This is a genomic window from Pseudomonas sp. NGC7 (genome assembly GCF_047159675.1).
Lineage (GTDB): Bacteria > Pseudomonadota > Gammaproteobacteria > Pseudomonadales > Pseudomonadaceae > Aquipseudomonas > Aquipseudomonas kermanshahensis.
On the sequence record NZ_BAAFZY010000001.1, the window covers coordinates 3,307,258 to 3,323,421 of the forward strand.

The window sequence follows — 16,164 nt, forward strand, 5'->3', positions numbered from 1 at the left end:
AAAAGATTCCAGTCAATTCGTGGGAAATTTCCTACAAGTTGCGGGCTTAGAAAGTTCTGATGCAATGCGTACTACTTTTCATAGTTCAAGTTGTTGCCCGTCGTCTGCAAGAAAATTGTTAACGCGTATTTCTCCATAAATAACATTGAACAGTGTTTTGCAGTGCTGTTACTGTCTTTCGAAGTGTGCACCTCGCAAGTGCCTCCACCTTCGAAAATGCAGTCGGTAAGGTTTACCGCTATGAAACTGAAAAAGGATTATTTCCTACATGGTTTGTCGTTGTTGCAGCGCCAAGCAATGCCCGTCGTTGTTGTTGCCATAATCATTGGTGTTACAGCAGCACTGGTCTGGCTTTGGTGGTTGGGGCCTGAATGGCGTTGGCATGAGCGGCAGCCACTGGCTGATCTACCCGTTCGCATTGCGGCAACCGTGCTGCTGATGGCCCTGCCACTGCTGATCTGGAGTGCGCAGGTGCATCGGCGTAACTGTTTGATCGTGCGCGAACAGCAACGACAGGCGCGGCAGGTGGAAGACCCCTGCTTGGCGTATGTCCAGGCCCAGCAACGTTTGCTCGACACCAGCCTGGCCCGTTTGCGCGATAGCCAGGGTGGGCGAGGGCATCTCTACGATGTGCCGTGGTATCTCATCCTTGGCGAAGAGAATGCAGGAAAGTCCAGCTTTGTCAGCCGTTCGGATCAGCGCTTTGCACTGACGCGTACCGAGCGCAGCGCAAGCCAGCGGGCCACGACAGACCCGGACCTGGCTTTTGGCATCGATTGGTGGGTTGGCGACGATGCCGTGTTGATCGATCCGCCAGGCGAGTTCATCAGTCAGCCTGAACGGCCAGTGGTCGTGGCTGATCCCATCAAGCAGCCTGTGACCATTGGCGCCGAAGGCGAGGTCGAGACGGTTGAAGTGGATGAAACAGCAGGCCCGAATGTAGAACCCATCGGTCTGCCACCTGGCATCGAGCGACGCATGTGGCAGCACCTGATCGGCTGGCTCGCAGACAACCGCAGCCGACGTCCGCTCAACGGCGTGGTGTTGCTGGTGGACATGGTCAACCTATTCGCAAGGTCAGCAACTGAGCGCCGTGACTTGGCCTTCGTGTTGCGTGCTCGCTTGACTGAGCTGGGTGGGGAGCTGGGTACGCGGTTACCGCTCTACGTGGTGATGAGCAAGTTCGACTTGCTGGACGGCTTTGACGAGCTCTTTGCCAAGCTACCGGCACGCGAGCGCGAAGAGGTGCAGGGCTTCACCTTCACCTTGGCGTCGGTGAAGGACTTCGATGCCTGGCTTGAGGAGTTGGGTAGCGCCTATTTGGACTTCGTTGGGCGACTCGGCGATCGGATGATGAGTGCGACGATGGGAACGCCAAGTGCGGGCCGCAAGAGCGCTTACTCACTGCTCAGGGAATTGAGCGGCGCCCAAAACCTGTTGCTGAGTTTTCTGGGCGATGTCCTGGGCAGCGATCGCTACAGTACACCGGCCTTGGTGCGGGGCCTGTACTTTTCTTCGGTTTATCAGCGGGGCGAGGTGCGTAACCTCTTTGCCGATGCTTCAGCCCGCGCCTTCGCCTTTGCTTCGCCGGCATTGTCAACCAAACCGCAAGGCACCTCGGTGGTGTACTTCGCCCAGCAGCTCTTGCAACGGGTGGTCTATCCCGAGGCCGGCTTGGCGGGCGACAACCAGAAGGTCGTTCAGTACAAGACGCAGCTGTTGAAAGGTGGTGCAGTGGCGGCGGGGTTGTGCGGGCTGGCCATGGCCGGTGGCTGGTTGCATTTCTACAGCGTTAACCGCGACAAGGCGGAGCATGTACTGGAGAAAAGTAACGCGTTCACTCAAACGAGCATGGATGCAAAAGACGATTTGACCGGGCGTAGTCTGCTGATGCCCCTGAATGACATCCGCGAAGCTGTGAGCCTGTATGGCGATTACCGTTCAGGCTGGACCGTGTTCACCGACATGGGACTGTACCAAGGCAAAGCCATTGGCCCACAGGTGGACCAGGCTTACCTGAATGCCCTGGCCAGGCGCTTTCTACCGGCAATCGCAGGCGGTGTGGCGGCCACCATCAAACGGTCTATCCCCGGGAGTGATGAGCAACTGTCGGCATTGCGCATCTACCGTATGATCGAGGATCGCAATAACCGCCGACCGGAGCTGGTAGAGCAGTGGATGGCCCGTGAATGGCAGAAGGCATATCCGGGGCAGGGGCAATTGCAGGCCGCATTGATGCGGCACCTCAACTACGCACTGGCTTATGCCGACGTTGAGCTGCCCGAGTATCGGCAGATGGTGGCCGAAGCACAGCAGCAGTTGCGCAAGCTGCCATTAGCCCAACGGGTCTATATTGGCCTGCGGCAGCAGGCGCAGGAGCAACTGCACGGTGAGCTGGATTTGCGCAACGAAATCGGCCCGGCATTCGATATCGTGTATGTGCCACTGGCCGAGCGTGATCACCAGGCGGGGGTCGATGGCAACCTGTCTCTGGCACCCTTGTTGACTGCGAGCGGTTTTCGGGACTACTTCGATCAGCACAGCCAAAATGCGACCGACCTTGCCCTGATTGATCAATGGGTGCTGGGCGAGCGACGACAACTCGACTATTCAGAGGTGGACCGACAAGCACTGACGGAGCGGTTACGTGCCCTGTACAGCGCAGACTACATCGACAGTTGGCGGCGCGTGCTGAACCAGTTCTCGGTGACCGAGTTTAGCGACCTCACGCATGCGTTGAGTGTGCTGGAGCAGGTCACAGGGCCCGCCGCGCCGATACGTCGACTGCTGGAAACGGTGCGTGGCAACACGATGATCTATCCGCAGGGGGCGGACAGCGAAAAGCAATCGCAGCCCGCCCAGCAGGCGCACGCCCAGGCGATGGGTATCTACCGTTCCTTCGCCGGCCTGTCCGGCATGCTCGACGTTCAGGGCGATAAACCGTCTTATTACGACGAAACGTTGCAGGCCATCAGCGCCGTCTACGATTATGCAAAGGCGGTGCAGGACAACTCGAATCGGGGCAGGGCGGCGCTCGCGGTAGCGTTGAGCCGCTTCTCGGAAAAAGACCCTGACCCCATTCGTAATCTGCAACGCATTGCTACAGGGCTACCTGAGCCGCTGAACCGTCAGGTACGCCAACTGGCTGAGCAAACCTCGCAGGTGCTGATGGTCATGGCGTTGCAGGAACTGGAGCAGCGCTGGGGCGCCGAGGTATACAGCGTCTACCTGGAGCGTTTGGCATCGCGCTATCCCATCGACCCGGCCGGCCCGGATGTGTCGCTCAAGGATTTTGAGGCGTTCTTTGGCCCCCAAGGCCAACTGAAGCGCTTCGAGGATCAGTACCTCACCGTGTTCCTCAAAGACAACCTCGATGCGCTGCAATCGAGTGCCGGCGATGGCTTTCTGGTGCGCCCCGAGGTGATTGCGCAGCTTAAGCAGGCCGAAGTCATTCGCAACGCTTTTTTCGATAACCGCGGCGAACTGAACGTCAGTTTTGGCCTTGAACCTGTGGCGATCAGCAGCGGGCTGCGGGGCAGCGTATTCGGCCTTGATGGGCTGTTGCACGCCTTTGCGGACAGAGGTAAAGAGCCCATCGGCATGACTTGGCCAGGGCCCGCCGGGGAGAGCGGGCGTAGTCGCGTCACCTTGGTGCAGGCCACTGGTACCACGGTCAGCCAGAGTTACCACGGCCCCTGGTCGCTTTATCGTCTGCTCAGCCGAGGTGGGCTCAATGCGCGCACTCCAACCAGCGTGGATTTGAGCTTCAAGATTGCAGGCGATTTTGCCCGCTATAAGTTCCACGCTACCGGTGCGAACAACCCCTTCACCCGCCAGCTCTTTGCGGGCTTCGCGCTACCGCAGCGCTTGCTTCGAGATGACATTGCCAGTGAAGTAGCGCAGCAGTAGCGCTTCACGGCCCACAACAAAAATCCCGATGCCAGTGACCTGGATCGGGATTTTTTCCTACGGGGTCTACTCCGGCCTGATAGCCCAAAGTTGCATTTCCAGGTTCGGGAACTCGCCAGCAATGTGGAACCCAAAGCCACTTGCCTGCTTCATTTGCTGCCACGATTCATGCTGCCGGTCGAGTTCGAAGTAGACGAACCCGGAGTGGTGAGGCAGGAAGCGAGGCGTTACCAGCTGCGGAATCAGCGGCATGCCAGGCATCTGCAGTTGTACGAAGTGATGCAGTTGCTCGATCGAAGTAACCTTGCCCTGTTGCTGAAACTTCTTGCGCAGATCCTCACCCGGTAGGTCTGCCCGTACGGCCAGAATGAAGGTGGCGTCTTCCAGAAGTTTGCGCTCATGCAGCGTTGCCGTGAGCACGCCATATTGCTGCTCCTGGATCGGCAGCGACACGGCGCGGGGCTGGAGGATGGTGCTAAGGGAACGGCGCAGGGTCTCCTCCAGCATGTGGAAGGATTCGGCCAGGTCATCATGTTGGTAAGCCGGGTACTCCAGTGGCAGCCGACCGTCGTCGGTGAAGGTCACCAGCTCGCCACAGGCCTGCCCTAACGCGATGTGCAACTGCTCAGGGTGCACGTTGTGACGACGAGCCAGGTGATGGAAATAGGGGTGGAGCCGGTTCATCACTTGCAGCAGGGCAAAGTCGGTGATATCGGCGATACCGGACTGGCCGGGTGTGCAGATCCGCTGCGCGAGATTGCGTGCGCGCTCGCGCATCAGCCCCGTCGCCTCTTCAAGGAAGCCCAACAGGGCCGGTGCCGCCTTGAGCGAGATGCACGTGGGATAGAAACGCGGGTCCAGCATCACACTGCCATCGGGCCGTTTGTCTAGCACTTTGGCTAATGCCAGGCAGCTGTAGGTGCTGTTGTCGTCCTGCAGCCTGATCTGCACGTTCGGAATGGCGACATCGAGGATCATCGAGTCGCCGCTGCCGCCGTGGTTGTCCATGACCGGAACACCTTTGGCAATAAAGCGACCGCCCGAATGGTCACTGTCAGGCCAGCGCACTTCGGGGGCGCCGGGTGCATGTAGAGGTAGGGCGAGGAAGATGACCTTGTTGGCAGCATCCAGAGGGATTTCCAACGGAGGAGGCGGTGGCATGTCGCCAGGAATATCGAAGACCGTGCCATCAGGCATTACACCACGTGCACGGGTGATCGCGATTTTACCGAAGCTCAAGTACTCGGCGTTCAGTTCCAACTCGCTGAAACCGTAGAACGCATCGTTCAAACTGGTAATGCGTTGTTGCAATGCCGATTCGGCGGCGTAGGCCATTTGCTGAAAGTGCTGGGGTTTGACGAACAGCCCTTCTTTCCACAATACCGCGTTGCGTGAACTCATGAAGATGTTCCTCTTGGTTGGGTAGCGGAATCACTGGTCACGGCGATATTCGCTGTCGTGCCGAAGTTCAACGCCATTGTTTTCAAAGTGGACATGTACGGTATGGTTATAGCCGCGAGGTTGGATACGCACGGCATCCTTCCAGTTGCCCAGCGAGCTATCGCCCAGGCGCGCAATGACGGCGATGTAGCGAGTGCGTTCGTTGAGTTCTTCGTGCTCGATGAATTTGAAATGGCCCGGCATCAGACGGTAGTCGTCAGCGCTGATTAGCGTGCTGCCCAGTGCTTTGGCCAGGTCTTCCTCCACTTGCTCATAGCTAGCATCCAGCAGCAACGAATCGTCCCGCAGTTGCAGGACTTTGAACGCGATGGATGACGGTGTTTGGCGTTGGGGCGGGCTGCTGGGTTCTGAGGGCAGCGCGGGTCCTGTCGCTGCGTAACTGGCCAATGGCGCGGGCGATTTCGCATCGTTGATGGCCTGCTCATGGTCCGCGGAAGTGGGGTAGTTCTGGTGCAGCTGTTCGGCCAGTGAACTGAGCCTGTCCGTAAGCGCTACGGCGTCCTCGGCGCTGAGGCTAGCCGCTAATAGTTCGGGATGGCCATGCGCCGGTGCGGGTGCGCCTGACGTCTCATGCGCCGAAGTGGCAAGTGCTGGTAGATCAGCAGCATAGAGGCTCAGTGCCACGTGGCTGATATCGTTGTTGGGGCCGCCGATAGGCAAGTTTGGATTCACTGCCACTTGATAGATCCTGCTGATCGACGTGCAGCCAGTGAGTACCAGGCCAATGAGCAACCATCCAATGGTCGTTTTCATCGAGCCTCCTTGCCGAAGATGCGCGCGATGGCCGGATCAATCCGGGCTTCTGCAGCTCGGTCCAATAAGGCCAGCGGGTCAAGTTCGTCGACCGGTGCGGTCGTCACAGGCTGAAGAAACCTTAAAGTGTCGGTCACCGGTGTGCCTAGCGCTTGCAGCGGGCAAAGCTGTGTGGTCAGCAGCGCAGTAAGCGGGTTTTTGGCTGCACAGTGTTCTGGCCTCACAGCGTCTTCGTTAAACAGGCGTATGGCGATCTGATAGGTGCCGATGTGCAGTCTGTCGTTATGCCTTAAACGGATGAATGTTCCCGAGAGAAGCCCGGTATCACTGCCATTCATGAAGCTTTTGCCGCTGTGGTCGATGATGCAGAAGTGGCCTTCATGCCAAGCAATTTCGCAGTGCACCGGCAGGATGTGCGTCTGGCGATCATGTAGCTGCCACGTGCCCTGACTGCCAATGGTGCCGCCTGCGATGTCGAATCGGTGTTGCGGTTCACTGCCATGCAGCAGCTGTTCTGGGTTAAGAATAGAGAGGGTGAGACTAGGTTGGATAACAGGTGGGCTCATGCGCGTACCGTGATGCGAACAGGGGGTGGCGTAGGGTCATTGGGCTCTGCGATGAAGCTGGTCCATCCTAGGTGGGTGCCGTGCTCAGCCCGCAAGCTGAAGGGCGGCGCTTCCTCCGCCCGCATGCGCAGTTCCAGGTCATAGGCACCGACATCGCGGAGCAGGAAGTCCACCAGGTGGCTCAACTTCTGGAAGTTACCGCCGCTGGGCAAAAATTCGCGAAACTGCGGCTGATTCAGGCCAGCGATCACGATGGTGAACTTGCTGTTGCGTGATTCGGTGCTGTCACCGATCAAGAAGTTGTTATCAAGTTGGCAATTGCGGGTGCCTAGGCCATTGCGCTGGGGCAAGGGAATCGGCACCGTACGTTTTTCGTATTCACGGATGGCCACCTGCTGCAGGTCGAAGCAGTGCGCGATCATGCCGGCCACCATGCTCGGTGATCGGCTGCGGCTGGCGATCATCCCCACATAACTGAGCAACCGGCTCCAAGGTAGCGGTGTGGCGCCTCGCAACGCTGAGTCATCCAGCCCGATGAGGGCAAAGATGTAGCGAGAGAAGCCATCTTTTGCGCCCGGTTGAAAGCGCCGGTAGTAGCGGTACTTGCGCCAGCCCTGATGCAACAGGGTGTGCAGGCGATGGTTGAAGAAGTTGAAGTACGCCGGACGCAGCCCGATGCCATGAGCGTGTTCGTAGGCAATGTCGTCGAGATAGTAGGTGGGCAGCGGCGAATCTGTGCCATGCAGCCCCAGGAAGCTGGCCTGAATCCGATAGCGATCGTCCTCCAGGCGGTCAGCGCGCAGTACGTCGGCAACCGGGAACGATAAACTGGGAGAAACCTCCAGCCGCAAGCGGCGCCGAGCCTCCCGGGACAGGGGGCGTTGTTCGAGATCGTCCCCGTGCAGCTGGTGCATCAGTTCCAGTAATTGGAAGTAGGTGTACTGGTGCGCGCTACGTAGAACAATATCGGCTCGTTCACGACGTGTTTCTTTATCGAGGTTGTCCATAGCGTATTGCATATCCCAGTGTGTTTGATTATGCCTGTCGTGGCGCTATTTGATCTGTGTTGATGTAAGTCATGTTGTTGGATGATGGGGTATGTTCGGTCGGTGTATCTTTAAAAGTTTGTAGGAAAATTCGCTATCGCGTTCGTCGAAACTAAACAGCTCGAACACTAGAGTGCATTCTTCCGGAAATTCACGATGTACTGGGTGATGGTTTCCTGTCGAGTATTTGGGTGTAAGAAAATGTGTGTTCGCTGGTCGTTTGCCGATCCAGCCTTTTTTGAATAAAGAGTGCAATATGCCCATGAAATATAAATGCGCACGTTGAGGCGACGACTTGCTGCCCGTGCCCGGACGACCCTCTGTCAGTAAGAAAACGAGTGTCGTTAGAGGGCGTAATAATAGGTAAACCATCCTCAGAAGGAGGGTTCTACCATGCGTAATCATCACTATGCCCTTGGTGCTGCGCTACTGCTCACCCTGGCCATGCCTTGGACGTTGGCGGCGGCTGCCGACCTCAATGCGCCTATCGACATGCAGGCTGTCCAGCTGCAGCCGCAAGAGCAAAACGGCATCCGTTATCTGGAAGGCGGTATTGGCCAGGATGAAGCCAATGCCCTGCGCAAGACCAAAGGGTACGACTTGCATGTCGAACTCTCGGCAGGCCCAGGAAGCGAGTTCCAGAGTGGCGCCACAGTCGACATCCAGAGTGCACAGGGCCAGCCCGTGCTGAGCGTTACCAACGTAGGCCCGCTGCTCTATGTGCAGTTGCCACCGGGCCATTACAAAGTTACCGGCAACGCCCAAGGTGAGACGGTACAACAGCAGGTGGCCGTCGACGGCAAAGCGCCTGTCACGGTGAACCTGCACTGGCGTTGAATGGCACAGTCCGGGCAGGAGTACATCTGTACTCCTGCCGAATGGGAGCGCACCGCCATGAGCCTGGACCTTCAGCTGGAGATGTTGGACGAGCGGGGTTTTGTGTTGATCCCCGGTGTGCTCGAACCCCTGCGTATCGCTTTGCTGCGCTGCGCCATCGATGACTTGCAGCCCATTCACTGGGATTACCAAGGGCTGCTCGAACACTACAAGTGCGTGTTCAACCGCAACCCCCTGTGGTTGCCCTTTCTGGATCTGCCACCGCTTATCAACCTGGCCGAGGCCGCGCTCGGCGAGGACTGCCACGTGATCGGCCAGACCGCCTGGCGCAGCCACCCCGGCTACCCCGGCATGGCGCTGCACCTTGATCACCTGCCCATGCAACTGCCCGCGTGGATCAGCGAGCGAGGTGCCTTTACCCAGCCCATGCAGATCCTTACCGTGCAGCTGTACCTCAGTGATATCGATCACAGCATCGGGCCGACCTGGATCGTGCCTGGTAGCCATCGGGCAGCACGCCCACCCGAGGCCGGCGAGTCCGAGTGGCAAGGGCGTGAAGCGCATCCGGTGTTGTGCAAGGCGGGGGATGCATTGGTGTTTCGCAGTGATGTCTGGCACAGCGGCGGCGCCAATTGCACGCAGTCGCGTGAGCGCGACATGCTGCAGGTGCATTACGGTCGGCGCATGGTGGCGCAGAAGTTTTCGCCGTATTTGCACTGGCAATTCAACCCGCAGGTGCTGCAGGAGGCGACGCCGAGGCAGCGGCGGCTGTTGGGTGAGCATGAAGAGGCGGCCTACGACTGAATGGCGACAGGGCCCGTGATAAGGCGGTCGCCCTGGTATTAGCCAATGGTGGCAAACAGCTTTCAACTTTCTGATTATCTGGACAATAATCAGAGAAGTATTACTTGGTGTGACCGGTTTGGATGCACCGGCCACCGCATAAGCTCGAGGGGCTCAAGCCCCCACTTTGCCCGTGTTGTAGACCATCAGGAGATGTCATTGATGAAAACCCGTCTCGCTGCTTCGCTGGCCGCTGCAGTGCTGGCCTTCGCGGGGGCCAACCTGGCCCAGGCCGCGCAGGTATCGGCTGCAGTTGGCGCCACCAGCCAAGGCGACATGACCTACCGTATCGGCCTTTCGTTCGACTGGGACAAGAAATGGCTGGAAAGCAGTACCGGTTATGTGACCGGTTACTGGGATGCGGCCTACACCTATTGGGAAGGCGGCGACGCCAGCGGCGCGCACTCGTTGTCGTTCAGCCCGGTATTCACCTACGAGTTCAGCGGTTTCACCTATACCCCCTACATCGAGGCCGGTATTGGCCTGGCGGCATTTTCCAAGACTGAAGTGGGCGACCAGCGCCTGGGTTCGGCGGTCAACTTCGAAGACCGCATTGGTTTCGGCCTGAAGCTGCCAGGTGCGCAGAAGGTCGGCATCCGCGCGATGCATTACTCAAACGCGGGTATCAAACAGCCTAACGACGGGATCGAGTCTTACGCGTTGTTCTACAGCAAGGCGTTCTGAGTTTGATGCGCTTTTTGTAGGAGCAGCCTTGCGCTGCGAAGAGGCCGGTACCGGCAACAGATATGCAGTGCCAGTACCGACCTCTTCGCAGCCCAAGGCTGCTCCTACAGTCAGCTAGAAGGTGTACGAAACCCCGGCCTGCACCGTTCGCGGTGCGCCCGGGTACACGTAGTTGTTGAACGCCCCTTCGTCATACCCTTTGTTGAAGACGTTCTTCACATCGAGGTTCAGCCGCACGTGTTCATTGACCTTGTAGAAGCTGAGCAGGTCAACCACGCTGTAGCGCTCCATGGTGTAGGTCGTCACGGCTGTCTGGCCGGCGCGATCATCTACGTATTTCAGGCCAACACCCAATCCAAGGCCTTTGACCGCGCCGTCCTGGAATTCGTAAGTGTTCAGCAGGCTGAAACTGTTGCGCGGGATGTTGGCCAGGTGGGTGCCGGTAGGCAAGCTGGTGTCCTTGGTCACTTCGGCATCGACATAGGCGTAGCCACCGATCATGCGCCACTCAGGGGTGATGTTGCCCGCAATGTTGATGTCCAGCCCGCGGCTGCGCACCTCACCTGCTGCGATGCTGTAGACCCCGGTGGGGTCGTTGGGGTCGCGTGCCAGCACGTTTTCCTTGACGATGTGGTACACCGCCGCATCGATGCTCAGTTGGCGATCGAGCGCTTCCCACTTCACGCCCAGCTCGTAGGATTTACCCTTCTCCGGGTCGAAGCTGCCGCCCCCCGCAGGGGCGCCACTGTTGGGCTTGAATGACCGCGCCGTGTTGGCATAGACCGCCACCGTGTCGGTCAGGTCGTAGATCAGGCCAACGCGCGGGGTGACGCCGTTCTCGCCCTTGCTGAAGTCACGGGTGTCGACCAGCTTGTCGTCATAGTCGTGCTCGAAGCGCTCGAAGCGGATGCCGGCCAACGCTTTGAGGCGCTCGGTCAACGCCACCTGGTCCTGAATGAAGAAGGCCCAGGTCTGCAGGTTTTCCTTGTCCCAGGTGGTGGTGCGTGTCAACGCGGGCCTTGGCTGGCCGAGCACCGGGTCGTAGATATCGATGGGGTAGGTGCCGACGGCTGCCGAGGAACGCTGGATGATCGAGTTGTAATCGTAGTTTTCGTACTCGATGCCGGTCAGCAGGGTGTGGCTGAAACCACCGGTGTCGAAATGCCCGGTAAGGTTCAACTGCCAGTCACGGTCAGTCCATTCCAGTTTGCGGTAGTTGAAGTTGCGCTGCAGGGTACGCCCGTCAGCGGGTGCGCCGTTGGCTTCGACCGCGTTGCCCTTGAGCGAGCCATCGAGAAACTGGAACCCGCCCCCCAACGTCCAGTTGTCATTGAGCAGGTGCTCGAAGCGCACCTGGGCCATGTTGTTGTCGTTGTGCAGCACGTTGTCGCTGCCTTTCTCCCAGATATAGGTGTCGCGCGAGGCGCTGCCGGTCTGGGTGGCATAGCGGGTCAGGCCGCGGTCCAGTGGGTGGTTGTTGCGCATGAAGTCGCCTTCGAAGACGATTCTGGTGCTGTCGTTGACCTGCCAGCTGACCACGGGCGCCACGTCGTAGCGCTCGCTCTCGACATCATCGCGAAAGCTCTCGCCACCTTCGCCAAGCACGTTCAACCGGTAAGCGAGCGAGCCGTCCTCATTCAGCGGGCCGGTGGCATCGAGGGTGGCGCGGTGCATGCCTTGGTCGTCGATCTGGCTGCCCAGGGTGACCTTGCGTTCAGCCAGCGGTTGCTTGCTGACCACGTTGAAGGTGCCACCAGGGTCGCCACGCCCATACAGGCTGGTGGCTGGGCCGCGGATCACTTCAAGGCGTTCGACGGTGTTGGCGTCGGGGGCGTTGGGGTAGCCGCGGTTGATCGGGAAGCCATTGCGGTAGAACTCGCCCGTGGTAAAGCCACGCACCGTGAACGTGGTCAAGCCCTGGCCGCCAAAGTTGTTGGCGCGGCCAACGCCGCCGGCGTAATCCAGGCCATCTTGCAGCCGTGTGGCGCCGGTGTCTTCGAGCACGTCCTTGGGGACCACGCTGACCGATTGCGGGGTTTCGTGCAGGGCGGTGTCGGTGCGCGTGGCGCTTGCCGAACGGCTGGCCTTGTAGCCGACGACCGGGCCATCGGCGCGTTCACTGTCGGCAGTACCGGTGATACTCAAGGCCTGGAGTTCGATCCGGGCGGGGTCGCTGGGCGATTCGGGCTCAGCCCAGGCCAACGGGGAGACAGCATGAAGCACACAAAGCGAAACGAACGTGCGACGCATCGACGGTACGATCCTGGAGTAGGGCGCTAGGGGGAGGGGTAGAAAGCGTCGCGACACTACTACGAATCATTATCAAATGCATTCTTTTTAAATGGAGCGCGCGTGCCAAATGCCTACCTTCACCGCCGGCCCCTGTAGGAGCGGCCTTGCGTCGCGAAAGGGCCGCGCAGCGGCCCGAGCAATACTGTAGGTGACACTGAAATCGGGGACTGCTCCGCAGCCCTTTCGCGACGCGAGGCTGCTCCTACAGGGCTGCGGATTAATGACGAATCGGGCACATAGTTCGCCGAATACTCAATGCATCGCCTTGATCGCCAGCACATTGCACAGCGGATGCTCCAGCACATGCGCCGTGGTACCGCCCAAAAAGGTCTGCATGGCGTCGTGGCGATGGCTGCCCATGACGATCACATCGACCCGGCTATGGCTGACGAACTGGGCAATCGCACGAATCGCTGGCCCCTCGACGAAATGCCTGCGCTCCAAGGGCACCTGGTGATGGTCGCCCAGGCGGTTGAATGCTGAACGCTGTGCGGTACGCACACTGCCATCGAAGCCAGGCATGGTGACGGTGCCGGCACCGAAGTCGGCGATGTGGGTCTTGGCCGCGTCGCACACATGCAGCAGGTGCAGTTCGGCATTGCACTGCAGCGCCAGCGCATGGGCGCTGTGAATGACCTGCTCATCGAGGTGTTCACCGGCGCCATGGCTGTTCAGGTCCACTGCGGCGGCGATCTGCTTGGGCAAGGGCAGGCGGATGTCACTGATCAGGTGCACGGCAACCGGGCTGTCCTTGAGCAACTGCCAGTCCAGCGGTGTCACCAGCAAGCGTTTGAGCACCGGTTCGTGCTGCACGTCCTTGATCAGCAGGTCGCAGCCCAAGCGTTCGATACGCTCGAGCACGCTGGCCAACGGGTCGCGGGTCAGCAGCAGTTCGGTGGACACATTCAGGCCGGCGTCGGCCATCTGCTCGGCTTCATCGGCCAGCCACTGGCGATTGTCGCTGAGCAGCCGTTCACGCTCCCGGCCATCGCTCATCAAACCGAAAGTGTCGACATCGTCGACGAACACGTTGATATCGAGTAGCGCACCGCTTGACTCTGCCAATGCCGCTGCGCGTTGCAGCGCAGGCGTGTGGCGCATCTGCGGGCCGAGCATGACGAACAAACGCTTGAACTGGCTCATCTCACACCTCCGCGTGTGGAAGCCCCCCGGTTCATGCCTGGTGATCTGGCCCTGTTCAGTCTAGACCCACGTAGGCACCCTTGGGCGCCGCTTCGCTTGCGCTTGCCGCAGACGGAGCCTGGGTGTCAGCGGCCTCTTTCCACCCGCCACCCAACGCCGCGTACAGATTCACCTCTGCCACCAACTGCGCCAGGCGGTCATTGATCAGCCCCTGCTGGGCACTGAACAACGAGCGCTGCGCGTCGAGAAAGGTCAGGCTGCTGTCCACGCCGATCCGGTAGCGGTGTTCAGCAAGGTTGTAGTAACGCTGGTTGGAGGCCACCAAGTCGCGTTGCGCCTGCAGTTGCCGCTGGTAAGTCGCCCGCGCGGCCAAGCCATCCGCCACTTCCTGAAAGGCGCTTTGGATTGCTTTTTCGTACTGCGCTACCTGAATGTCCTTCTGCAACTGGGCATAGTCCAGGCTGGCACGCAGGCTGCCGGCGGTGAAGATCGGCAGGTTGATCTGTGGCTGGAACAGCCAGGTCCCTGACCCTGCATCGAACAGCCCACTGAGCGCCGGGCTGGTACTGCCGGCATTGGCGGTCAGGCTGATGCTCGGGAAAAACGCCGCACGCGCGGCGCCAATATCGGCGTTGGCCGCACGCAGCTGGTATTCGGCCTGGAGGATGTCGGGGCGGCGTTGCAGCAGGTCTGACGGCAGCCCGGCTTGCAAACCGGCGATCTGTTCGTCGGCCAGCGGCAAGGCGCCGAGGCCGTCGGCCACAGGGGCGCCCACCAGTACCGTCAGTTGGTTGAGGTCTTGGGCGACTTGGCGTTTGTAACGGGCGACGGCCGCCCGGGTACTGTCGACACTGGTCCGCGCCTGGATCTGGTCCAGGGCCGACACTGTGCCGGCGCGGCGCTGGTTGGCGGTCAGGCGCAGGCTGCGCTCGTCCGCGGCCAGGGTTTCGTTGGCCAGCGTCAGCAGTTCCTGGTCGGCACGCCAGGTCAGGTAAACGCTGGCGACACTGGCCACCAGGCTCAATTGAGTGCTGCGCCGGGCCTGGTCGCTGGCCAGGTAAGTCAACAGCGCTTGGTCACTGAGGCTGCGCAGGCGACCGAACAGGTCCAGCTCATAAGCACTCACGCCTAGCGTCGCAGCAGTGGTGGAACTGATCATGCCCTGGTCGGTACCGGTCATGCGCCGCGGCAGGTACTGGCGTTGCCCCTGGCCATTGGCCGAGACCTTTGGCAACAGCTCGGCGCGCTGAATGCGGTATTGGGCGCGGTAGGCTTCGACATTGAGCGCCGCGCTGCGCAGGTCGCGGTTATTGGCCAGGGCGCTGTCGATCAGTTGGCGCAGGCTCGGGTCGTGGAACACCTGGCGCCAGTCCTCGACGGCCGGGTGCTTCTGCACATCGCCGGCGTAGGCCGGCCCTTGCGGGTACTGGGTGGCGACGGGGGTGTCCGGGCGCTGGTAGTCAGGGGCCAACGAACAGCCGCACAACAGCGCCGCGCACAGGATAAGGCTGGATCGGGGCATCAGAGGGTCTCGCAGAGTCAGGCGCCTGCCATCCACTTGGTCAGCCCATGGCGGCCACTGACCCCCAGCTTGGCGGTGGCGCGCTTGAGGTAGGTTTCGATCGAGCTGTTCTTCACGTTAAGCCGCTGCGCCATTTCTGGCACCGTGCCGCCCGTCAGCAGGCCCAGGCAGACCTCCTGCTCACGCGTCGAAAGCCGCACGGCTTCCTGCACCAGCCGTTCACCAAAGGAGTGGCGTAACGCGCCCGCCTGCAGATCGCACAGCGGCGACCCGGTCTGCCGCGCGGCCCCTTGGTTGAGCAACTGGCCGTGGTGCTCGACCAGGGGCAGCAAGGTGTCGGACAGGCTTTTCAACTGCGACAACTCACTCAACGAAAAGCCCCGCTGGCTGGGCAGGCGGTGAAAGCAGATGACCCAGCGCCGGGCACCGCTGCAAGACACCAAGTTGCACTGGTGGGCGCTGTGGCGCGGGTGGTCGGTGTCCGGGGGGGCCTTGAATTCGATCAGCAGCGGGTCTTTCATCTGCATGATGCTCTGCAGCAGAGGGTGGCGCAGAGGATCGACGCCGGGCAGTTCAGGTGCTGGGCCGGCGCTGCCGAGTACCCTGATGCGGCTGATGCTGGCGCCGCGTGGCTCGAGGGTCCATTCGCTGAGGTCGAGCCTGTGGATCGGCACTTGGGCATCGACCAGTTGCAACATCTGTTCGGCAAAGCCCTCGGCGCCGGTACTGGCGATCAGTTCGCCAAGTTGCAGATACAGCTGGGGGTCGGGGCGGTGTTCGAGGCTGTCGGTCAGCTTCATAGCGTTGTCATCCTTGATCCAAAGCGTTACGGCGGGTGGTGTCGCAGGCGAGTCCTCCGGGTGGCGAGTGGTTTGTGGCGGTATTCAAGCCCGGCCTGGGGGCCGCGTCTGTAATGGAAAACAGGGACAGAAAGTGCCACCGATTAGGGATCAGTGGGGCAGGGCACTTACAGGCGAGACACTGCACATGAACGGATAAGCCAGCCAATTGACGTCAGAAGCGTGGCGATCAAGGCCTGATCCCGAGCGATGGCCCTTGGCGTAGGCCAAACCGGGCAGCCGCTGTGGCAAATCTCCTACATGTTTTT

General features: G+C 60.2%; 12 protein-coding genes. 4 read left to right on the forward strand and 8 right to left on the reverse strand.

Annotated elements, in window-relative coordinates:
• Positions 1–240 precede the first annotated feature (240 nt).
• A complete protein-coding gene (gene tssM, locus ACMCNM_RS15015; protein WP_412765926.1) occupies positions 241–3,909 on the forward strand; it encodes a type VI secretion system membrane subunit TssM in 3,669 nt (1,222 codons plus the stop codon).
• 66 nt (positions 3,910–3,975) lie between these two features.
• Here the strand turns inward: tssM and tssK are convergent, their stop codons facing one another.
• Genes tssK through tssG form a run of 4 tightly spaced genes read right to left on the reverse strand, consistent with a single transcriptional unit; the run spans position 3,976 to position 7,696 of the window.
• Entirely contained in the window at positions 3,976–5,310 is a 1,335-nt protein-coding gene (gene tssK, locus ACMCNM_RS15020; protein ID WP_412764770.1) for a type VI secretion system baseplate subunit TssK, read from the reverse strand.
• A gap of 30 nt (positions 5,311–5,340) precedes the next feature.
• Entirely contained in the window at positions 5,341–6,123 is a 783-nt protein-coding gene (tssJ, locus tag ACMCNM_RS15025) for a type VI secretion system lipoprotein TssJ (RefSeq protein ID WP_412764771.1), read from the reverse strand.
• On the reverse strand, positions 6,120–6,689 hold the full coding sequence (locus ACMCNM_RS15030) for an FHA domain-containing protein (RefSeq protein WP_412764772.1): 570 nt from the start codon (positions 6,687–6,689) through the stop codon (positions 6,120–6,122). The genes tssJ and ACMCNM_RS15030 overlap by 4 nt, the downstream gene beginning before the upstream one ends.
• Complete coding sequence (gene tssG, locus ACMCNM_RS15035; protein ID WP_412764773.1) at positions 6,686–7,696, reverse strand: type VI secretion system baseplate subunit TssG; 1,011 nt, start codon at positions 7,694–7,696, stop codon at positions 6,686–6,688. The genes ACMCNM_RS15030 and tssG overlap by 4 nt, the downstream gene beginning before the upstream one ends.
• Before the next feature lie 432 nt (positions 7,697–8,128).
• Here tssG and ACMCNM_RS15040 point away from each other — a divergent pair, with 432 nt between their 5' ends.
• The 3 genes from ACMCNM_RS15040 to ACMCNM_RS15050 all read left to right on the forward strand — a co-directional run bounded on the left by ACMCNM_RS15040 (position 8,129) and on the right by ACMCNM_RS15050 (position 10,099).
• Complete coding sequence (locus ACMCNM_RS15040; RefSeq protein WP_099454046.1) at positions 8,129–8,572, forward strand: hypothetical protein; 444 nt, start codon at positions 8,129–8,131, stop codon at positions 8,570–8,572.
• Positions 8,573–8,629: 57 nt separating this feature from the next.
• Positions 8,630–9,376 (forward strand): phytanoyl-CoA dioxygenase family protein, encoded by a 747-nt coding sequence (locus ACMCNM_RS15045; protein WP_085273518.1) that lies wholly within the window; start codon positions 8,630–8,632, stop codon positions 9,374–9,376.
• Between the two features lie 201 nt (positions 9,377–9,577).
• On the forward strand, positions 9,578–10,099 hold the full coding sequence (locus ACMCNM_RS15050) for an acyloxyacyl hydrolase (protein ID WP_027596791.1): 522 nt from the start codon (positions 9,578–9,580) through the stop codon (positions 10,097–10,099).
• Positions 10,100–10,213: 114 nt separating this feature from the next.
• Here ACMCNM_RS15050 and ACMCNM_RS15055 read toward each other — a convergent pair whose 3' ends face one another.
• From ACMCNM_RS15055 to ACMCNM_RS15070, 4 genes are all read right to left on the reverse strand, one after another.
• Positions 10,214–12,349: a TonB-dependent siderophore receptor gene (locus ACMCNM_RS15055; protein WP_412764774.1), complete on the reverse strand. Its 2,136-nt coding sequence runs from the start codon at positions 12,347–12,349 to the stop codon at positions 10,214–10,216.
• Between the two features lie 294 nt (positions 12,350–12,643).
• A complete protein-coding gene (locus ACMCNM_RS15060; RefSeq protein WP_412764775.1) occupies positions 12,644–13,534 on the reverse strand; it encodes a universal stress protein in 891 nt (296 codons plus the stop codon).
• A 55-nt stretch (positions 13,535–13,589) separates the two neighbouring features.
• On the reverse strand, positions 13,590–15,056 hold the full coding sequence (locus tag ACMCNM_RS15065; protein ID WP_412764776.1) for an efflux transporter outer membrane subunit: 1,467 nt from the start codon (positions 15,054–15,056) through the stop codon (positions 13,590–13,592).
• Positions 15,057–15,073: 17 nt separating this feature from the next.
• Positions 15,074–15,856, reverse strand: coding sequence for a helix-turn-helix transcriptional regulator (locus ACMCNM_RS15070; protein WP_186676902.1), 783 nt, complete (start codon positions 15,854–15,856; stop codon positions 15,074–15,076).
• Between the last annotated feature and the right edge of the window lie 308 nt (positions 15,857–16,164).